Annotated in this window: 14 protein-coding genes; 3 read left to right on the top strand and 11 right to left on the bottom strand. The window is 66.7% G+C overall.

The features are described 5' to 3' along the window. The first annotated feature begins 12 nt into the window (after positions 1-12). The gene (locus tag N5D45_RS01020) at positions 13-1,071 is read left to right on the top strand and encodes a LacI family DNA-binding transcriptional regulator (protein WP_019337710.1); all 1,059 of its coding nucleotides are present in this window, start codon (positions 13-15) and stop codon (positions 1,069-1,071) included. 8 nt (positions 1,072-1,079) lie between these two features. Here N5D45_RS01020 and N5D45_RS01015 read toward each other — a convergent pair whose 3' ends face one another. The 8 genes from N5D45_RS01015 to N5D45_RS00980 all read right to left on the bottom strand — a co-directional run bounded on the left by N5D45_RS01015 (position 1,080) and on the right by N5D45_RS00980 (position 14,710). Continuing rightward, positions 1,080-3,638 carry an exo 1,3/1,4-beta-D-glucan glucohydrolase gene (locus N5D45_RS01015; RefSeq protein WP_197656482.1) on the bottom strand — a complete coding sequence of 853 codons (2,559 nt, stop codon included), beginning with the start codon at positions 3,636-3,638 and terminating at the stop codon, positions 1,080-1,082. Further along, entirely contained in the window at positions 3,635-5,044 is a 1,410-nt protein-coding gene (locus N5D45_RS01010) for a sugar porter family MFS transporter (RefSeq protein WP_010485699.1), read from the bottom strand. The genes N5D45_RS01015 and N5D45_RS01010 overlap by 4 nt, the downstream gene beginning before the upstream one ends. Positions 5,045-5,088: 44 nt before the next feature. Beyond that, the gene (gene xylA, locus N5D45_RS01005) at positions 5,089-6,423 is read right to left on the bottom strand and encodes a xylose isomerase (protein WP_164191298.1); all 1,335 of its coding nucleotides are present in this window, start codon (positions 6,421-6,423) and stop codon (positions 5,089-5,091) included. Positions 6,424-6,466: 43 nt separating this feature from the next. Continuing rightward, entirely contained in the window at positions 6,467-7,960 is a 1,494-nt protein-coding gene (xylB, locus tag N5D45_RS01000) for a xylulokinase (RefSeq protein WP_164191295.1), read from the bottom strand. 162 nt (positions 7,961-8,122) lie between these two features. Then, positions 8,123-9,655 (bottom strand): tryptophan 7-halogenase, encoded by a 1,533-nt coding sequence (locus N5D45_RS00995; protein ID WP_279938369.1) that lies wholly within the window; start codon positions 9,653-9,655, stop codon positions 8,123-8,125. 11 nt (positions 9,656-9,666) lie between these two features. Continuing rightward, positions 9,667-10,689: a cupin-like domain-containing protein gene (locus N5D45_RS00990; RefSeq protein ID WP_109814146.1), complete on the bottom strand. Its 1,023-nt coding sequence runs from the start codon at positions 10,687-10,689 to the stop codon at positions 9,667-9,669. 3 nt (positions 10,690-10,692) lie between these two features. Continuing rightward, positions 10,693-11,451: a SapC family protein gene (locus N5D45_RS00985; RefSeq protein WP_043395877.1), complete on the bottom strand. Its 759-nt coding sequence runs from the start codon at positions 11,449-11,451 to the stop codon at positions 10,693-10,695. Between the two features lie 130 nt (positions 11,452-11,581). Continuing rightward, a complete protein-coding gene (locus N5D45_RS00980; RefSeq protein WP_029380038.1) occupies positions 11,582-14,710 on the bottom strand; it encodes a TonB-dependent receptor in 3,129 nt (1,042 codons plus the stop codon). A gap of 419 nt (positions 14,711-15,129) precedes the next feature. On the opposite strand from N5D45_RS00980, the gene N5D45_RS00975 reads away from it, so the two are divergent. Next, a complete protein-coding gene (locus N5D45_RS00975) occupies positions 15,130-15,690 on the top strand; it encodes a fasciclin domain-containing protein (protein ID WP_043395883.1) in 561 nt (186 codons plus the stop codon). A 96-nt stretch (positions 15,691-15,786) separates the two neighbouring features. Here the strand turns inward: N5D45_RS00975 and N5D45_RS00970 are convergent, their stop codons facing one another. Then, positions 15,787-15,999, bottom strand: coding sequence for a hypothetical protein (locus tag N5D45_RS00970; protein ID WP_010485683.1), 213 nt, complete (start codon positions 15,997-15,999; stop codon positions 15,787-15,789). Positions 16,000-16,105: 106 nt separating this feature from the next. Further along, positions 16,106-17,287, bottom strand: a complete 1,182-nt coding sequence (locus N5D45_RS00965; RefSeq protein ID WP_228355366.1) for a serine hydrolase domain-containing protein — start codon at positions 17,285-17,287, stop codon at positions 16,106-16,108. Positions 17,288-17,581: 294 nt separating this feature from the next. Here N5D45_RS00965 and N5D45_RS00960 point away from each other — a divergent pair, with 294 nt between their 5' ends. Beyond that, positions 17,582-18,829, top strand: a complete 1,248-nt coding sequence (locus N5D45_RS00960; protein ID WP_279938368.1) for an arsenic transporter — start codon at positions 17,582-17,584, stop codon at positions 18,827-18,829. Positions 18,830-18,853: 24 nt separating this feature from the next. On the opposite strand, the gene N5D45_RS00955 is transcribed toward N5D45_RS00960, so the two are convergent. Then, positions 18,854-20,287: a porin gene (locus tag N5D45_RS00955; RefSeq protein ID WP_228354520.1), complete on the bottom strand. Its 1,434-nt coding sequence runs from the start codon at positions 20,285-20,287 to the stop codon at positions 18,854-18,856. Positions 20,288-20,371 lie beyond the last annotated feature (84 nt).

Genomic DNA, 20,371 nt, shown 5'->3' with positions numbered 1-20,371 from the left:
AGGGATCGTGCATTGGACAAGCCGAAGAAATCGGTTCGCCGCAGAACCGCAGGCGTGACGATCGACGAGGTTGCGGCCCTTGCCGGCGTTTCGCCGATGACCGTGTCGCGGGTGATCAACCAGGGCAAGGTGCGCGACGTCACCCGCGAGCGCGTGCTGCGCGCCGTGCGTGAGCTGGGCTATACGCCCAATCTTGCCGCCAGTTCGCTGGCCGCCGCACAGCACACGCGCATTGCGCTGATCTACACCAACCCCAGCGGCGCCTACCTGCGTGAACTGCTGGTGGGCCTGCTGCGCGTCGCCTCCAGTTCCGCCATCCAGCTGGTCATCGACTACTGGGACAACCTGGATGCCGAATCCGAACGCAGGGCGGCGCGCGCGCTCGCCGGACGCGTCGACGGGGTGATCCTGCCGCCGCCCCTGTGCGAATCGCAGGCCGCCGTAAGCGAACTGGTCAAGGCTGGCATACCGGTGGTGGCCATCGCATCGGGGCGCCTGAGCGAGGCCCTGTCCTGCGTCCGCATCGACGATTTCAGTGCGGGCAGGGAAATGACCGATCACCTGCTCCGGCAGGGACACACCCGCATCGGCTTCATCCGTGGGCGCGATGACCTGAGCGCAAGTGCGCTCCGCTACGACGGCTTCGTCACCGCCCTGCGCGAGGCCGGGCTGGCGGTGGACCCTGGCCTGGTCCAGCACGGTGACTACACCTACCGGTCCGGCCTGGCCGCGGCCGAGAAGCTGCTGTCCCAACGCCGGCCACCGACGGCGATTTTCGCCAGCAACGACGACATGGGCGCCGCCGCCATCTCGGTGGCGCATCGGCGCGGGCTGGAAGTGCCGCGCGACCTGTCGGTCGTGGGTTTCGATGACACCTCGGCCGCCACCACCGTGTGGCCGGAACTGACCACGATCCACCAGCCCATCGCCTCGATGGCCAACGCGGCCGTCGACATCCTGCTGCGCACCATCCGCCGTCCGGCGGCGGACGCAACGGTGCTGCGCGATCATGTGATGCCGCATCGGCTGATCGCACGCGATTCGGTCGCCGCGCCACCCCGGCGGCGGTAGCGCAGGCATCATGCTCCGCATCCGAGGGTGACCTCGGCTTCGTTCAGCGCACCCAGCGCGACGCGTGACACGGAGATCGTCATCGCATCGCCCGTCACCACCGACCACGGTCGGTCGATCGCGTCCAGCTTGGCGCCCGCCTTGGCCAGGCACTTCAGCGGCACGCCAACACGCTTCCACTGGCCTTGTGGAAGCGCCGCCAGCGACGACCCGATGGCGATGCGTGCCGAGCAGCCCGCGCCGCAACCGACCGACAGCCACACCTCACCCTGCGGCGCAGCGTCGACCCGCAGCGTGGTCAGCAGCATCAGGTCGCCGTTGGATTCGCGCTGCAGGTCCAGCGCCGTGTGCGACTGCAGTGCAGCGACGGCCTCGCCCTTGCCTGACCAGGCCAGGCGTCGCCCATCCTCCTGCGCCAGATGATCCACGCCGGTGATCTTCAGCCGGTCATCTGGCAATGCGTCCGGTACGCGGGTCACGGTCAGGCCCTGGCCAGCGGCATCCTCGAGTCGCAGCGCCATGCCAGGGCCTGCGTCACCACGCGCGAAGTAGACGCCGGTCGCGCCCTCGTTGCCGGTCACGCCCGATGCCTCCGGCAGCGCGGCCAGGTCGCCGTTGTCGGCGTAGGTCAGGCCGAAGCCGAACGCAAACAACGGATCGTAGTCCTTCTGGCCAACGTTGTTGGCGTACTGGGTGGCGGTGCGCGGCCAGCTGAAACTGAGCTTGCCCTTGAAATCGTGCTGCACGCGGCCATCGCTTCCGCGCAGCAGTACATCGGCAATGCCGGCGCCTTCCGAGCCCGGCAGCCACGCAGCCACGAAGGCATCGGCGGCATTGATTTCCCGGTTCACCCAGAGCGGCCGCCCGCTCAGGAAAACCGCAACAACCGGTATGCCTTCGGCCTTGAGCCGCTTGAGCAGCGCCAGGTCCGTTTCGTTGCCGGGCTTGTAGGCCAGCGTCGGCCGGTCTCCCTGGAACTCGGCATAGGGGGCTTCGCCAAACACCACCACCGCCACATCGGGCCTCACTGCATAGCGACCGTCAACGGCAAGCACGGCTTCACCACCCGCCGCGCTGGCCTGGCGCGCGATGCCCTCATAGATCGTGTCCGCATTGGGGAAGTCCTTGCCGGTGGTGCCGGTGCCCTGCCAGTTGAGCGTCCAGCCGCCCGCCTGCTTGCCGACATCGTTGGCACCGTCGCCGGCCACGAGGATCCGCTGCTTCGGAGACAGCGGCAGGACGTGGTCCTGGTTTTTCAACAGGACCAGCGATTCGCGCACGGCCTGCCGGGCGACCGCGCGATGTGCCGGCGCGCCGATCAGTGCGAACTGCCCGCCGACGGCCCGCGTGGATGGCCTGCCGGCCTCGAACAGCCCAAGGCGGAACTTGACCCGCAGGATCCGGCGCACTGCATCGTCCAGCCGCTGCGTCGTGATCCGGCCGTCCTTGACCGCAGCCAGCGTCGTCTCGTAGAAGCCCTTCCAGCTGTCCGAAGCCATCGCCATGTCCAGGCCCGCGATGATGGTGGCCGGGCAGTCTGTGGTGGTGCAGCCCTTGACCTGTCCATGACCATTCCAGTCACCCACCACGAAGCCACCGAAGTTCATGCGGCCCTTGAGCACATCGGTGAGGTAATGCCGGTGCCCATGCATCTTTTCACCGTTGACGCTGTTGAACGACGCCATTGCGGTCTGCGCGCCGGCGGCGATTGCCGGCGGGTATCCGGCCGCGTGGATGCGCACCAGATCTGCCTCGCTGATACGGGTGTCGCCCTGGTCCTTGCCGTCAGTGGTGCCCCCATCGCCCAGGAAGTGCTTCACCGAGGCGATTACATGGCGGCCATCGAGGAACTCCGGTGTTCCCACCCTGCCCTGCAATCCCTCCACCATGGCGGCGGCATAGCTGGCCACCACCTCCGGCGATTCGGAGTAGCCTTCGTAGGTGCGTCCCCAGCGATCATCCTGGGGTACCGCAACGGTCGGCGCGAACGTCCACTCCATGCCGGTGACGCGGGTCTCCAGCGCGGTGATGCCACCGATCTGCCGCAGCAGCTCCGGATTGCGCGTGGCGCCCAGCCCGATGTTGTGCGGGAACAACGTGGCACCCATGATGTTGCTCTGCCCGTGCACGGCATCGATGCCGAACAGCAGAGGGATGGGCTTGCCGCCTTTGGACGTATCCATGGAGGCGTCGTAGAACGCGTCGGCCAGCGCCAGCCATTCGGCCGGCGAGGCGTCATAGCGGCCGCCAGGATCGGAGTTGCCTCCGGCCAGGATCGAGCCGAGGCGGTAGCGGCGCACGTCGTCGGGGGTGACGCTGGCGATGTCGCCCTGCACCAGCTGGCCGACCTTTTCCTCCACCGTCATGCCGGCCATCAGGTCGGTGATGCGCTTCTCCAGTGCCGGATCCGCGGCCAGCGGCCAGGCGACCTTCGGCCAGGGATCATTGTCGGTAGCTGCGGCGGCGGCAGCCCGGTCCTGGCCGCGGCAGCCGAGCAATCCCAGCATCAGTGCGGCGACCAACGCGCCGCTGCGGATTACCAAGGCCTGCGATGTCATGGCGCTCATCCTTCCATCTGCTCCAGTTCCTTGCCCTTGGTCTCGTGCACATGCCGGACCACGAAAATCACCGAGATCACGGCAGCCACCAGGTAGATGCCGTAGGTGGCTGCCAGCCCTGCCGCGGCCAGCAGCATCGGGAACGTCACCGTGACCACGAAGTTGGAGGTCCATTGCGCTGCGCCAGCGACCGCCAGTGCCGAACCGCGGATCTGGTTCGGGAACATCTCGCCCAGCATCACCCACATCACCGGCCCCCAGGACAGATTGAAGAACACGACGTAGGCATTGGCCGCCACCAGCGCCAGCGTGCCCATGCGACCGGGCAGCTGCAGGTGCCCGTCCGCCAGCGAACCGCTGGCAAAGGCCACCACCACCAGTGCAAGCGACAGCGACATCCCTGCCGAGCCGAACCACAGCAGGGGCTTGCGGCCGATCCGGTCAATCAGCAGTACCGTGACCACGCATGCACCGATGCTCAGCGCGCCGGACAGCACGTTGATCAGCAGCGCGTCGTTTTCGGAAAAGCCGACCGCCTGCCACAGCACGGCGCCGTAATAGAACACCACGTTGATGCCGACCAGCTGCTGGAAGCAGGCCAGCCCGACGCCGACCCAGACGATCGGGCGGATCCGCCCGGTCGCCCGGCTCTTCAGGTCGGACAGGCGAGGGCGATGATGGTCGTTGGACAACGAGGCATCGATCTCCTCGAGCGTGGCGCGGGCCTTGTCGCTACCCAGCAGCCGGGTCAGCACCCGCAGTGCATCGTCCTTGCGCCGCTTCACCACCAGGTAGCGCGGGCTCTCAGGAATGGTCAGCAACAGCAGCAGGAACAGCAGCGATGGCGCGGCCTGCATCCAGAACATCCAGCGCCAGGCGGCCTGCCCACCCCACAGCGGTTCGGTCGACGCGCCCGCTGCAGCCGCCAGCAGGTAGTTGGACAGGAAGGCAGCGGTGAGCCCGGTGATGATGGCGATCTGCTGCACCGTAGCCAGTCGGCCGCGATAGCGGGCTGGAGCGACCTCGGCAATGTAGGCCGGCGAGATCACGCTGGCCGCGCCTACCGCGAATCCGCCCACCACCCTCGCCGCAATGAACCAGCCCGACGAGACCGCCGCCCCGGCACCGAGCGCCGACAGCAGGAACATCACTGCCGAAAGGATCAGCACGTTGCGACGGCCGAGGCGGTCGGCCAGCCGTCCAGCACTGAACGCGCCCACCGCACAGCCCAGCAGCATCGACGCGATCTCGAAGCCCTGCATCCATTCGCCGGACCGGAACGCCTGGTGCAGGCCATCCTGGGTGCCATTGATCACACCGCTGTCGAAGCCGAACAGAAAACCGCCAATCGTCGCTACCACGCTGATCAGTACGATCAGTCGTGTGTTTTCACCGCTGCCTGCTGCCTGGTTCATCCCCGTCCCCTTGAGTGCACCGTTGCGCCCTTCGCCTGCCGCGCTCAGCGCAGCAGGTATTGGTTGAGCAGGTTTTCGTAACGCTCCTGCTTGCCGCTGGTCTGGCGCGGTTCGCCGAGCCGGGAGGCCAGTGCCGCCAGGTCCGGCAGGCTGAGCGTGCCACGCTCGAAATCCTGGCCGGCACCGCTGTCGAAACTTGCGTAGCGCTCCTTGCGCCATTGCTCCCAGGGCGACTCGGTCAGCAGTGCATGGGCAACCTCCAGGCCGCGTGCGAACGCGTCCATGCCGCCAATGTGGGCAATGAACAGATCCTCCAGGTCGGTCGACTCGCGGCGCACCTTCGCATCGAAGTTCAACCCGCCCTCCAGCCCACCCTGGCGCAGCACGACCAGCATCGCGCCGACGGTGTCGTACAGATCGCTGGGGAACTGGTCGGTGTCCCAGCCGTTCTGCGCGTTGCCGCGGTTGGCGTCGATGCTGCCCAGCAGGCCGTGATCGGACGCGACCTGCAGATCGTGCTCGAAGGTGTGCCCGGACAATGTGGCGTGGTTGGCCTCGATGTTGAGCTTGAAGTCCTTGTCCAGCCCATGCTCCTTCAGGAAACCCACCACCGTGGCACTGTCGAAGTCGTATTGGTGCTTCATCGGCTCCATCGGCTTGGGCTCGATCAGGAAGTTGCCCTTCAGGCCAATGCTGCGGCCGTAGTCGCGGGCCATGGTCAGGAAGCGTGCGAAGTGCTCGATCTCGCGCTTCATCTGGGTATTGGCCAGCGACGCATAGCCCTCGCGTCCGCCCCAGAACACGTAATGCTCGCCGCCCAGCTCGACCGTCGCTTCCAGTGCAGCCTTGACCTGCACGGCTGCACGCGCGACTACCGCGAAGTCGGGATTGGTCGATGCGCCGTTCATGTAGCGCGGGTGCGAGAACAGGTTGGCCGTGCCCCACAGCAGCTTCACGCCGGTGGCCTCCTGGCGCGCCTTGGCCAGGCCCACCATGTGCGCGAGGTTCTTCTGGTACTGGCCGATGTCATCGGCATCCGGCGCCAGGTCGATGTCGTGGAAGCACCAGTACGGCACGCCCAGCTTCGTGAAGAACTCGAACGCGGCGTCCACCTTTGCCTCGGCCGTGGCCAGCGGCGACGATGCCTCCCACGGGAACTGCCGGGTGCCCGGGCCGAACGGATCGTGCCCGGCATTGCAGAAGGTGTGCCAGTAGCACACGGCGAAGCGCAGATGCTCCTGCATGGTCTTGCCGCCGATGACCCGCTTGGCATCGTAGACCTTGAAGGCAAGCGGATTGTCCGAGCCCTTGCCCTCGAACGGAATGCGGCCGACGCCGGGGAAGTACTCCTTGGCGCCGATGAAGGGCTGCGTGCTCATGGTGCGTGCTCCTGTCGTTGTACGGGGTGTCGTGGAGGAGCCATCAGCCGTGCTGCAGCGGCGTGATGGCATCAAGATGGCTGAGGAAGCGTGCGTAGGCCCGTGCATAGGCTTCGCTGCGGTCCGGATCCGGCCGTGCGGACAGCGCGGGATCGACGGTGACGTGGCGCGCGGTGATGTCGCTGATCGGGGTGGCGTCTCCCTGCGCCCTGGCGAACGCCCACAACGCCTGTAGCGCCGCTCCAAATGCCGCACCTTCCGCATGCACCGGGACGTCCACCGGCAGGCCGAACACATCAGCCACCAGCTGACGCCAGGCTGCGCTGTTGCTGCCACCGCCGGTGAGCACGATGCGATCGAACTGCATGCCTGCGCGGACAAAGGCGTCGTAGCCGTACTTCAGGCTGTAGGTCGCGCCCTCCATGGCGGCGCGGTACACATGCGCCGGGGTGAAATTGGCGGTGTCCAGGCCAGCCAGCACGCCCTTGCCCAGCGGCAGGTCAGGGGTACGTTCGCCATTGAGGAACGGCAGCATCACCAGCCCGCCTGCTCCCGGTGGCGTCGCGCGCAGGTGCGCATCGCCGTCGCGAGTGCTGAAGCCGAAGGCACGGGCCACCTGTTCGGTCGCCACGGTGCAGTTCATGGTGCAGATCAGCGGGAGCCAGCCCCCCGTCGACGAGCAGAACGCTGCCCAGGCGCCGTCGGTATCGATCACCGGCGATCCGGAGTAGGCAAACAGCGTTCCGGAGGTTCCCAGGCTCATCGCCAGCCGACCTTCCGTGACGCAGCCGGTGCCGATCGCCGCCATCATGTTGTCGCCGCCGCCAACGGCCACCTTCACCGCCGTCGGCAGCCCCAGCGCGGCTGCCGCAGCAGGCGCGATATCGAACAGCGCATCGGGTGATGCGATGGGCGGCAGGCAGGCGGCAAGATCACGATCAGGGTCGGTTGCGCGCAGCAGCTGCTGCGACCAGGTGCGTGTGCGCACGTCCAGCCAACCGGTTCCAGACGCATCGCCAAGCTCGCAGAACCGCTGCCCGGTCAGCACGAAGTTCAGGTAGTCGTGTGGCAGCAGGATGGTCGCCATCCGCGCGTAGGCGTCGGTACGGTGGATCCGGGTCCAGGGCAGCTTGGACGCTGTGTAGCCGGCCAGGATCGGGTTGCCCGCCAACGCGATGGTCCGTTGCAACCCGCCCACGGCGTCCATGATCTGGATGCACTCGGCCGAGGTGCTGGTGTCGCACCACAGCTTGGCCGGCGCCAGTACTTCACCAGCATCATCAACCGGCACGAACCCATGCTGCTGGCCCGATACCGCCAGCGCGACGATGCGAGCGCGCAGCGAGGGATCGATCCGGGCAAAGCAGTCGCGCAGGGCCGACACCCAGTCGGCAGGCGCCTGTTCACGGCTGCCGTCGGTGCCGCTGTCCAGCGCGAGCGGCGCGCTGGCCGAGGCCACAACCGCCTGCTTCCGCGGGTCATAGACCAGCACCTTCAGGCTCTGCGTCCCTGCATCGATTCCTGCAACCAGACCCATCGAAACCGCCTCCATTCAAAAAAGGTAGCGCTAACATTCCGTGGACTCAAAAAAGGGGCGTGATGTTCAGCCCCTCCTTGCCACCGCTCGCGTCATCGCCACCGGTGTTGCCGCACTGTAACCAGCTGCAGCGGAAAAAGCGTGCTGCAACGCAAAACCCTGCTACGCGTTTGCTGCCGTCGAACGCCACACGTCAACGCCGGACCTGCAGTACTGCGCGATGAACTCCGCCTGCGTCGGCATCTGCGCGGCGGCCTGCTGCACCGGCTGCTGGATGCCCTTCAACAGGGTGCGCAGATCGGCGTCGCTCACTGCCCGCGCCAGCGGGTGGGCAGGACCGGGCGCGATGCCCTGCCCGAGCAGCACGCTGGTCCACGATTCCACGCGGAACAGCTCGCCGGGGTCCTGCCAGGCGTGTGCGCGCTCGCGCCACGCCTGCAGCCGCTGCTGCAGCGATTCGGGCACGCGCATTTCGCGACACGCCTTCCACATCGGTTCGGTGCGCTGCGTTGCGTGATAGTGCAGGATGATGAAGTCGCGCACGTGCTCCATTTCCTGGCGGCTGACATCGTTGTACAGCTTCACCAGCGACGCACGGATGCCGTCGAACGGGAACAACTGGATCAGACGCACCACCGCGCTGATCGTCAGATGGATGCTGGTCGACTCCAGCGGTTCGATGAAACCGCTGGCCAGCCCGAGCGACACCACGTTCCCGTTCCAGGCCTTCAGCCGGCGCCCGCTGCGGAACGGCACCTTCCATGGATCGCGCAAAGGTGGGGCCCCGGCATCGCGCAGCAGCTTCGCTGCGGCCCCGTCATCGGACAGGTGGCGGCTGTCATACACCAGCCCGCAGCCAACGCGGTGCTGCAGCGCGATGTGCCAGCGCCACCCCGCTTCATGGGCGATCGCGCGGGTATAGGGAACCGGCGGCGCCACCGCTTCGGTCTGCACCGCCACGGCCCGATCGCACGGAAGCCATTCGTGCCAGTCCTCGTAGCCGGTGCCCAGCGCCTGCTCGATCAGCAGGCCACGGAACCCGGTGCAGTCGATGAACAGATCGCCCTCGATCACCTGGCCGTCGTCCAGCACCAGCGCCTGCACCGAGCCGTCGTGTGCGTGCTGCCTGACCAGGGCGATCCTGCCTTCGATCCGGCGCAGGCCGTGGGCCTCGGCCCTGTGGCGCAGGAACCGCGCATACAGGCTGGCATCGAAATGATATGCATAGCTGGCCTGCGGCTGGGTGTGCAGCGAGAAGCGGTCGCCACGCGAGGCGATGCTCTCCAGGCAGAAGTCGCCCAGGTCCGAGGGCATGCCGCGGCGCAGGCTGTCCAGCCAGAAGTGATGGAAGGGAGCCGCCCAGGTGCCATGGCCGATGGTGCCGAACGGATGGAAGAATCGATCCCCCGGCAGCCGCCAGTTCTCGAACGAGATCGACAGCTTGAAGGTACCGGCCACCGCGCGCAGGAACTCCTGCTCGTCGATCTGCAGGAAGCGATGGAAGGTGCGGATCGGCGGCACGGTGGACTCACCGACGCCGACCGTGCCGATCTGCTCGGACTCGACCAGCGTGATCTGCAGTTGGTCACGGAACTGATGCGCCAGCGCGCAGCCGGCCAGCCATCCCGCTGTACCGCCACCGGCAATGACCACTTTACGGATGCGCCCTGCAGGCGTGCTCTCGGTATCCAACACGGTGCCCTCTCTCAACGGTTGAGCCTGCCCAGCAGCATCGCGCGCATGCGGCGGGCGCGCTGCTCGTCGAACGGTGCCAGATCCCCGCGCGCCGTGTCAGGCAGGTGCTGCCCGGCGCGCTCGCCGGGGCCGAATACGTAGTATCGGAAGAGCCCTTCCCAGGCCTGCTTCTCACGCGCTGGCAGGTCGCGCACGGACCACATCGCGTGCTGTAGCGCCGCCAGAGGCGCCCCCAGCCAGGCCGGCGAGCTTCGCCACCAGTAGTTCACAAGCACGTTGAACGGTTCCAGGCTGCGTACATGGTGCCACCACATGCTGGGAATGAAGATCGCATCGCCCGGCCCAAGCACCGCCCTGCGTGCATGCGCCAGCGCGTCACGGAAGCGTGGATGCCGACCGAAGTCGGGGTGTTCGAAGTCCACCACGCTGACCACCTGTCCACCCGGCGTGGGATCGAGCGGACCCGGATAGAGGTTGTCGATCTGGGCGGGCGGGAACAGCGTGAACTCGCGCTGCCCCACCGCGCAGCAGGCGAGGTTGTCGGGTGTGTCGAAATGGCACGAGGCCGTCACCCGGTTGCCGATCCAGATGCTGGCGGTGGCGTCGATGCCCTGCTTCGCCAGCCCGGCGTCGTTGGCCTGCGCGAATGCCGGGAGCAGGGCCCGCTCGATCGGCAGCGAGGCCACGTAATAGGTTGGCGGCCGCGGCGCATGCAGCGTCGTGGCGATCTCTTCCAGCACCTGGGCCAGCAGGCCCCGCCGCACTTCGAAGTTCAGCCGGGTGAAGTCCGCGCTGTAGAACGGGCGGCCTGCGATCTCGGGGCCGCCGAACGAGTACTGGATGGGCGCACCCGCATCGACGCTGCAAAGGTACACCATCGCGTCGTGCACGCCGCCCAGTCCGGCCTGGACCAGTGGCCAACCGCTGGCGATGCCGCGCAGTACGACCGGCTCACCGGCGTCCACCAGGTCAGCCAATGGCAACGCGGCAGGATCGATGCCTTCCAGGATCCGCATCGGCAGGCTGGCGTGCACCGGTCAGTTCCTGACCGCCTGCGTGGTGCCGTCCTGGACGCGGAGACGGCGCTGCTTCTCGGCGATCAGGCGGCGCATGTTATGCAGCGAGGCAAGCATCAGGTATGCACCTTCCAGGTAACCGGCGCGGTTCAACGCAGCCAGGCGTGAACTGTCCAGCGCTGCCAGGCGCTCGCGGTCAATGCCGTGCAATCCGCTCACGCCCACGCGGTGATGCGGCGCGAGCTGCACATCAAGCGTGACCGGCTGGATGAGCCCGCAGTCGTCAAGCATCGTGAACATATTGGCCGCGAAGGCACTCCCCTCGTGGATGCCGCGCAGCACGCCGGCGATGTGGTCCAGGTAGGGCGTGTTGCCGCCCTGCGGCAGGAACACCGGCTCACCGGCGCCGGCGGTGACGCGCGGATGGTCCAGGTCCACGTGCATCACCGCATCCTGGGTGAGCACGCCATCCACGTAGTGCTCCTGGAACCCGATCAGGAAAGGCCCTTTGGCGGCCGCGCCAGGCAGGTAGGAGGCATTCCAGCGCCCGTCCTGCAGGAACAGGTTCTCGTGTTGTTCGAAACCCAGCAGGGCCACGGACTGCCACGCTTCCGTCCCGGTCTCCCTGCGCAGGAAGATCGGATACTCACGCTGCAGTTCAGCGAACTCGCTGGGATAGGCCGGCACCATGCCCACCGCATCGCCGAACTGCGGCCCGAAGCCGGTGGCGACCTTCAGGTCCCGATGCGCGATGTTGTTGAGCATTTCATAGCGGGCCATCAGGATATCCAGTCCAGCGCGGGGTGGCTGGACAGCAGGGTAGCGCAGGCGCGACAGGTGCGGCGACACCGTCCCGGCACGGCACCGCTGGCGGGCAGCGGTGCCGTGCCGGACGCGTCGGCAACCAGGCTCAGAACTTGTAGCGGACGCCCAGCATGTAGCGCGGGCTCTGGTCTGCCAGCTTGACGATCATCTGCGACGTGCGCGAGCGCCACCGCACATCCTCACCGGTCAGGTTGATCGCCTCCAGGCTGAAGGACCAGTGGTCATCGAGCGCGTAGTTGACGCTGAGATCCCACTGCTCGTACGGCTCCACATAGTACGGATTGCGGCTGGAGCCCTGGTTGGCCAGGATCAGGTACTGATCGCGCCAGTTCCATGCCAGTCGCACCGACCACCCGTACTTCTCGTACATCAGCATGGCGTTGGCGGTGTCGCTCAGGCCGGTGAGCGAGAACTGGTCGATACCCGGATCGCCGCCGTTGTTGTAGCCGACATCACCTTTCACCACCGTGTAGTTGGCCAGTACGCCGAACCCGGTGTCACCGAAGAAGTACTGACCGCCCAGCTCCCAGCCGTGCAGCTTGGACTTGTTCTGGTTGATCGGGCGATTGACGTTGAACTGGTACAGCGGATCGTTGGCCTGCCCATACAGATCGTAGGCCGCTTCGGTGGCCAGGACCTGCGCATCGGTTCCGTTGTAGGCGCCCAGGCCGGCAGGATTGTTGCGCAGCAACGCCAGTGCGGTGAACAGCGAGGTGTCGTTGGCCGAGCAGGCGGCTGCGTTGGCCGGCCCGACCTGGGCGACGCAGGCGCCGCTGGTCAGGAAGTCCAACGCCGCCCGCGCATCCGGCCCGGAGGTCGGGTCGGTGAGGCCGTACAGGCTTTCCTGGACGACGGTGTTGCCGATGAAGTTGCTGACTGACTTGTTCCAGTAGGTCAATGACACATAGCTGGCATCGGCGAAGTACCACTCCAGCCCCAGGTCGAGGTTGTCCGATTCCAGCGGCTTCAGGCTCGGGTTCTGGGAATTGCCGCTGGCGCGGGACGAGGGATCGATCAGCACCGAGCCGAACGGTTGCTGGGCCCCGGGTCCTGCATAGAGATTGCCGTAAGGCGCGCGGGCGATGCTTTTGCCGAACGACACACGGCCCTTCAGTTCCTCGGTGAGGTCGATGCTGAAATCAAGGTTGGGCAGGATGTAGCTGTACCGCGCCTTTTCCGTGAAGGGCTGCTGCTCATCGGACAGCACGATGCGGAAATCGTTGTTGGCCTGCCACTCGATGGACTCGGGAACGGCAATGACCGAGGTCGACACCACGTCGGTGGTTTCATAGCGCACTCCCAGGCGCGTGTTGGTGCGCATGCCGCCCAGTTCCCCGTCCAGCTCTACCTGGAAGTACGCCGCCTTGGTCTTCTCTTCCACGAAATTGTCGGCCGCGCGTTGCGGGTTCACACCCAGGCCAACGCCGTACTCGCGCGACGCCCATTGCGCGAGCTGCCCGGCATTGCCGCGCCAGGCCGGCCAGCTGTTTGCACTGTAGTCGTCGAACAAGCCGACGATGCTGACCGGTTGAAGCAGGTCCATCAGGCCCGCGGCGGTATCCCGGTCCACGTTGGCCACGCCCCAGTCACCCAGGGTGGAGTAGGCCTCGGCGGCCTGGATGCGGTGGGTGGTGGACTTGTTGGTGTCCACGCCGAACTGGAAGCGGCCGTGGTCGAAGTTCCATTCGCCATCGACGCGCGCCTGCTTGATCTCGCTGATCTGGGTCTGCGCGTTGACGCGCAGCACCTGCGTGCCAACCTCGCCTTCCTGGAAGCCCGGATTGACCACGCCATTGGTCCCGGCGACCGCATCGGCGGTGCTGGGATACCAGACCTGGGTGCCAACCGGCAGGCCATTGTTGAAGTTCAACTCCTGCACCCAGGAGCCACCGCAATGCGGGCCACGGGTGCAGTTGTTGGTGCCGGCGATGCTCATGAAGATCGAACCACCGCCGGTGAGCGGGTCATTCGGGCGGCTCTCGTTCTTCGAGTTGTGCGCATCGAAGCTGAGCTTGAAGCGGTCGCTGACATTCCAGACGGCATTGAAACCCAGCGAACCCAGCTTGTATTCCTGCATGCTGCGCTGCTGTTCCAGGCCGAAATCCTTGGTGCCGGCGATTTCACGGATGTATACCGGCGTCGCGACGGCGCCACTGGTGTCGAACTCGACGTTGGTGTAGTTGCTGTTCTGCAGCCACATGCCCTGCTCGCCGCGATTCTCGGTGATTTCGTTGGTCGAGTAGGTGTAATCCACGGTCAGGGTCAGGCTGTCCGTCGGTGCGAACTGCAGCACGGCCTGGCCGTTGACGCGTTCGCGTTCGAATTCGGAGAACGCGTAGCGCAGGTCGTTGGGCCGCGCGTAAAGCTGGCCGACGGCCGGGGCATTGACCACGGTCGGGTTGCCCGGCATCGACCCTGTCCACGGCTGCACGTTCCAATAGTTCTCCGTGGCCTGCACCGAGCCACCCTTGCGCTTCTGCTGGCTCGCGCTGAGGCTGACGCCAAAGGTCTTTTCCGGATTGCTGTAGCTGAAGATGCCCGACAGCTCCGGTGTCAGGTCATTGTCGAACGGCTGGCTCTGGTCGGAGACCAGCTTCGCCCCGGCGTTGGCCACGATGCCGGCGTGATCGAGCGGGCGCGAGGTCAGAATATTGATCGTCGCGCCGATGCCACCGCTGGGCACCTGTGCCTGGCTGGTCTTGTAGACCTCGATGCCATTGATGGCCTCGGCGGCCAGTTGCGCGAAATTGAAGGCGCGGGTGCCGCCGTCGACACCGCCGATGGCCACCTGTCCGGAGGCACCGAACGCGTCCGCGCCCGGCATCTGCCGACCGTTGAGCGTGACCATGTTGAACTGCGGACCGAAGCCACGCGCGGTCACCTGCGCGCCCTCGCCGTCACGGCGCTCGATGGAGATGCCGGTGATGCGCTGCAACGACTCGGCAAGATTGGTATCGGGGAACTTGCCGATGTCCTCGGCGCTGATCGCATCGACCACGCCCGCCGAGTCGCGCTTGATATCCATGGCTTGGCTCAGGCTGTTGCGTATGCCCGTGACCTGCACTGCATCAAGCTGGGTGGGTTGCGACTGGCTCTGCGGCTGCTGCCCGGTCGCCGGTGCGGCGTCCTGCGCAAAGGCGGGATTGATGACCAGGGCACCACCCACGAAGGTGAACATGGCCCGGGACCGGAACTTCGCCAACGCGCGGCTCATGAACCGGACCTCGGGCCCGGGGTGCCACGGAAACTGCAGGTGCTCATGAAAGTCCCCTCTGACATACGATCGAATGGATGTACCGCCCCCTCCCAGGGGCACGCACGGGCGTGGCCCGCATTCCAAACCGAACAGCACGGGTGCTCGGGCACGCCGCGACTTACACTTGCTTTTCAAGCCTGCCAGGACAAACACGCGGCAAAGAAGGCAGCCTCCCGGACCCTGGATCCCCGTCCGACTGGTAGCGCTACCATCGCGTTGCAGCGGAGAGTAATCACCCCGGTTCGCGCTTGTCACCATGCAGCGCAGCAAACCAGCAGCGCGCGACACAGCCGATGACCCGGCTGCTGCATCCGGTCACGCTCACCCGACGTAGGAAAGATGCCCGCACTTGTGGGTCATCCAGAAAGGAACGCACCGTGAACGCTCTTCAGCGCATCGCCGCCGCAGTCGGCTTCGCCGTACTCGTTTCGTCCGGCTCCTCAGTTTTCGCCGCCAACACCGTCATCGTGGGCGGGGCAGAAATGTACCCCACCAGGACCATCGTCGAGAACGCCGTCAATTCCAAGGATCACACCACGCTCGTTGCAGCGGTCAAAGCAGCCGGCCTGGTCGACACCCTCAACGGCACCGGGCCCTTCACTGTTTTCGCGCCCACCAATGCGGCCTTCGAAAAACTGCCTGCAGGCACTGTCGATACGCTGGTGAAGCCGGAAAACAAGGCACGGTTGACCCGGATCCTGACCTACCACGTCGTCCCGGGCAGCTACAGTTCGGCCCAGCTTCTGGCCGATGCCCGCAAGCACGGCGGCAAGGCCACCCTGAAGACCGTGCAGGGTGAGCCTCTCACCGTGGCGCTCCACGATGGCAAGCTCTGGGTGATCGATGCAGAGGGTGGCAAGGCAGGCATCAGCGTTGCAGATGTCAGCCAGTCCAACGGCGTCATCCACGTGGTCGACACCGTGCTGATGCCCAAGTAGGCGTCCTCATGCAACGGGCATCCGGCGCGATGCCCGTTGCCCGGGCCGGTCATTCCGCCATCAGCATGCGGATGCCCGGCCGGCATGGCGCAGTGGCTACCACACCGGTCCCAGCAGCTTCGTCACTTCGGCCTCCAGTTTCTGCGCGGCCTCGTCCTGGGAGGCGACCTTGATGCACAACCCCGACTGTGCCGGTCCCGGCACCAGCTGGTAGCGGTTGATGGTGCCGCCACCTTCACCGTCCAGCGCTACCCGCGCCACTACCGTTCGGCCATTGGCGTGGAAGGTCCAGTCCTGATAATCAAACATGCTTCAGTAGGTGTGCGGCCAAGATGTCATCCCACTTTAGGCGGCACGACAGTGAAGAACGCTCCAGGAAGATGTTCAGCGCGCGTGGACATGATGGCGACAGGGCCTATTGCAGTGTCCGCGCCAACTGCAGGACATCGGCGAAGAAGGAGGGATAGTCGTCCTGTGGAGCGTTGTGGCTCTCGCGCCGGTGGATCAGGCGCACTGCGACGACACGCTGTTCCGGAATGATCATCATGTATTGGCCCAGGTAGCCGTTGGCGGCGAAGCCGACGACCGGCCCCCGTGTGATGTCGTAGAGATCGGCAAGCTTCAGCCCTCGCCCGGAGATCTGGCTGCCGTAACGCTGCGACCAGTCCGCGCCCAACTGATCGGCAAGGAAGGCCACCAGCGCGCTGCGGCTTTCGAATGCACGCCCTGCACTGGCCTGCAGTGCGCGCTGCACGTCGTCGTCCACCCTCCTTTGCACCAGCAGATCCTGTAGCCGGGGCTTGAGCTGGTAGCGTTCCCAGGCCGGTACCCGCCACCACAGCAGCCCGACATCTGGCGCACGGGCGCTTTCGGTCGTCATCAACGCGACCGACTGCTCACTCAGGAGACGTTTGCCATCCGGCGCCACGCCTCCTTCCAGCAACAGTTGCCCGATGGCGGCAAGATCGGCCGCGCGCAGGGACAGCCCGGCCATGCCCAGCGGGGTGCCTGCCTCATCCTTCATCCAGGTGTAGTGGGCAATGCCCAGGGGCTTGAACAGGCGCGCGTCCACATAGGCATCCAGCGGCTCGCCTGCCAGGCGCTCGACAATACCGGGCAGCAGGTTGGTGGCCTTGTTGTTGTAGGAGAACACGGTACCCGGGGCATCGCTCAGCTCGGCGGCCAGTGCCAGCCTGACCAGGTCCGGAGCCCCTTCCAGCTCTTCGCCCGCGTTCGGCACGTTCTGCAGGCCCGAGGTATGGTCCAGCAGCATGCGCACGGTAATGGCGCTCTTCCTGCCCTGCTTCCATTCGGGATAGATCTGGCTGACCGGCGTATCGATCGAAGCCAGCTTTCCTTCGTCCAGCAGCAACGCAATGGCCAGCGCGACGACCGACTTGGTGGCCGACATCAGGTGAACCGATTCCTGCCCCGCGGCGGGCTTCAGCTCAAGCAGCGTCTCCCGGTCGTGCATTACCAGGACCGCATCGGAATGCGCGCCGCGCGCGTTGCGCTCGATCGCGGCAAGGGCTTCGGCACGCGTCGCCGCTTGGGTGGGCCCGGCGATGCCGAACACCAGGGCCAGGGCGCAGGACAACCAGTAGGATCTTGGCATCGCAATCTCGTCCAATGAGCGTGTGTGCAGTTTGACTACATGTGTAGTCAAACTGCAGTGCCTGAAGTCATGCCGCGCTTGAGTGCTGAAGGTGGGCTGGGCGCCGCCCCGGCCCACCTGCAGCGCGGTCGACTGCAGCGGTCGCCATGCCGCGCCGCACGGTATGATGCGGCGACCCGGAACCTGCGATGATTGCAGCGGCCGCCCATCCGCTGATCGCGCGCGCCAGGACCCCCTGCGCCGGGGTCGCTGCCGGTGCCGCTGAAGCCCCACTCCATGCTCGCCCCCCAAGCCCCCCTCGTGATCTGGGCAGCGGTCGCCGTTGCCACCATCGGCCTGCTGTTCCGTCCTTTCCGCATCCCCGAATATGTGTGGGCGTTGTGCGCTGCCGCCCTCTTGCCGTTGCTGGGCGCGGTGTCGCTGCACACCGCATGGGGCGCGGTGGCCGAAGGCCGCGACGTCTACCTCTTCCTGGTCGGCATGATGATGCTGGCCGAACTGGCGCGGCGCGAAGGCCTGTTCGATTGGGTGGCGTTGTACGCGGTCCGGCATGCGGGCGGATCCGGGCGACGCCTGTTCGACCTGGTATTCCTGGTCGGCACGCTGGTGACGGTGTTCCTGTCCAACGATGCAACGGCCGTGGTGCTGACCCCGGCGGTCTACGCCGCCTGCAAGGCGGCGCGCGCCAATCCCCTGCCCTACCTGTTCGTCTGTGCATTCATCGCCAATGCGGCCAGCTTCGTGCTGCCTATTTCCAATCCGGCCAACCTGGTGGTGTACGGCCAGCACATGCCGCCGCTGCTGCAGTGGCTGGCGCAGTTCGCGCTGCCGTCGGCGGCGGCGATCGGTGCCACCTACCTGGTCCTGCGCTGGGTGCACCGGCGCGAGATCGCCCAGCCGCTGGTGGCCGCGCCGGCGCATCGCCCGTTGACCGACGGCGGCCGGCTGAGCGCACTGGGCGTGCTGTTCACCGGCACCGTGTTGCTGGTCACGTCCGCCTTGAACGGGCCATTGGGCCTGACCACGTTCTGCGCGGGCACGCTGACTGTGGCGGTGGTGGCGATCCGTCAGCGGCGCAGCCCGCTGCCACTGCTGCGCCACGTGTCCTGGGGCGTGCTGCCGCTGGTGGCGGGACTGTTCGTGCTGGTGGAAGCGGTGGCGCAGACCGGTGTCATCCAGAGCGCGGCCGGCGCCCTGCAGGCCGTGGCGCAGGCATCTCCCCGCCAGGCCAGCTGGCTGGCCGGTGGCGCGGCCGCGCTGCTGAGCAACGTGGCCAACAATCTGCCGGTCGGCCTGGCCGCCGGTTCGCTGGGGCAGATGGCCGACCTGCCGGCGCAGACCCGTGCCGCATTGCTGGTCGGCGTGGATCTGGGGCCCAACCTGTCGGTCACCGGTTCGCTGGCGACGATGCTGTGGCTGGTGGCGCTGCGCCGCGAGGGCGAGCATGTCAGCGCGCTCGACTTCCTGCGCGTCGGCGCGCTGGTGATGCCGCCGGCGTTGATCGGAGCACTGCTGCTGCTCTGATCGGCGCACGAGCGGCATGCGCTTCTAGAAGGCCACCTGCAGGCGGGTGTTGAAGGTGGTGCCTTCATCCCTGCCCTGGCCGGTGCCGCTGCGGTTGCGGGCCTGCCAACGGATCGCCTCGAACATCACGCGGCTGAAGTCGTTGAGATACCAGTTCGCACCCAGCGTCCACGCGTGGCCGGTACCGCCACTGGGCAGCTCGGCATAGTCCACATCCTCGTAGCGCCCCTTCAGTTCCCATGCCCCGGCGCCGCCGCGGGTGACAGGATCGGCCACCTTGACCCGGCCCCAGGTGCCGGCCTTGCCCGAATAGGCCGGCCTTGCACCGGCCAGGAACCAGCCAGCCGAAATCGCCCAGGCCTGGTGGTCCAGATCGTAGCGCCCGCTGGCGTCGGCCCCGCGCAGGTTGCGCGTACCCCATTCGCCGGTCGCCCAGGCCGGCCCGAAGAAGCCTGCCAGTTCCGCGCCATGGGCCGTGCTGCGCTCGGCGCCCAGCAGTGTGCCCGGCGCGATCTTGACCAGATCGTTGAAGTGCCCGGCGATGGCCGAACTGCGGACGACGCCGCTGGCGCCTGCGGCGATCTCCTCGTGGAAGACCCAGGCCCCCAGGTGCACCGTGACCGCATCGTTGGCCACCGGGTTCCAATGCACGCGCGTGGCCCAGGTCTGGCTATCGTTGTCTTTGCCGGTGTTGTTGAGATCGTTGCCGGCCACCGACAGGCTGGCATGCCAGTCCTTGCCGTACACGCGCTCGGTCAGGCCGACACCGAACAGGCCGCGCTGCGGCAGCATCAGCGTGCCGACCACGTTGCGGTCCTGGAACGGCGTGTTGGACGTGCTGCTGGAGCCGTCGATACCCCGGTCGTTGAGGCGGTTGCCCACGGTCAGGTCGGCCGGCAGCCCGAACAGGCGGTGGTCCACGGTGGCGTAGACCGACTTCCACGCCACCGCGTTGTCGGCGAAGTCACCTTCCACCGCCCAGCCGAGGATGCCGTAGCGGCCTTCGGCGCCCAACCGCACCGAGCGGATCTCGGTACCGGAGATGTTGCGGTCACTCACTGAGGATCCATCGGTGCTGGATGCGTCGACGAACAGGCGTCCGCGCGGACGGAACACCACGCTGCCATCGGCACTGCTGAATTCCGGTGCGCCCTTGGACCAGGTGACCTTGGGCGCCTTGGCCTGGCTGGATTCCAGTGCGGCAATGCGGGTGTCCAGCGCGGGAGCCTGCGTTGCGACCGCCGCGCCGGAAGTGCCGCGCCCGCCTTCCACGGCACGCAGGCGCGCCTCCAACTGCTGGATCTGCAGCGCCTGCTGCTGCACCAGGCGTGAGAGTTCGGCCTGGCTCAGTGGTGCGGGAGGGGACGAAACAGCCTGGGCGCCAACATGGCCACTGGCCAACAGCAGGCCAAGCGCGACCGGCAGCACTGCCAGCGGCAGCACGGTGGAATGATTCATGGGCTCTCTCTCCGGCCAGCCGGCCCCCTGGCCCGGCGCTGGCCTGTTGCGGTGGTGCGGGGGAAGGTCGGGGGAGGAAGTGCG

Source organism: Stenotrophomonas sp. GD03819 (assembly GCF_029841665.1).
GTDB classification, from domain to species: Bacteria; Pseudomonadota; Gammaproteobacteria; order Xanthomonadales; family Xanthomonadaceae; genus Stenotrophomonas; species Stenotrophomonas geniculata.
This window is presented reverse-complemented; position numbering and strand designations above follow the sequence as displayed.

Excerpts from the sequence above, each read along its gene's own strand:
- N5D45_RS01015 (WP_197656482.1), bottom strand. The coding sequence starts at position 3,638 with ATGAGCGCCATGACATCGCAGGCCTTGGTAATCCGCAGCGGCGCGTTG.
- N5D45_RS01010 (WP_010485699.1), bottom strand. The coding sequence starts at position 5,044 with ATGAACCAGGCAGCAGGCAGCGGTGAAAACACACGACTGATCGTACTG.
- xylA (WP_164191298.1), bottom strand. The coding sequence starts at position 6,423 with ATGAGCACGCAGCCCTTCATCGGCGCCAAGGAGTACTTCCCCGGCGTC.
- xylB (WP_164191295.1), bottom strand. The coding sequence starts at position 7,960 with ATGGGTCTGGTTGCAGGAATCGATGCAGGGACGCAGAGCCTGAAGGTG.
- N5D45_RS00985 (WP_043395877.1), bottom strand. The coding sequence starts at position 11,451 with ATGGCCCGCTATGAAATGCTCAACAACATCGCGCATCGGGACCTGAAG.
- N5D45_RS00980 (WP_029380038.1), bottom strand. The coding sequence starts at position 14,710 with ATGAGCCGCGCGTTGGCGAAGTTCCGGTCCCGGGCCATGTTCACCTTC.
- N5D45_RS00970 (WP_010485683.1), bottom strand. The coding sequence starts at position 15,999 with ATGTTTGATTATCAGGACTGGACCTTCCACGCCAATGGCCGAACGGTA.
- N5D45_RS00960 (WP_279938368.1), top strand. The coding sequence starts at position 17,582 with ATGCTCGCCCCCCAAGCCCCCCTCGTGATCTGGGCAGCGGTCGCCGTT.
- N5D45_RS00955 (WP_228354520.1), bottom strand. The coding sequence starts at position 20,287 with ATGAATCATTCCACCGTGCTGCCGCTGGCAGTGCTGCCGGTCGCGCTT.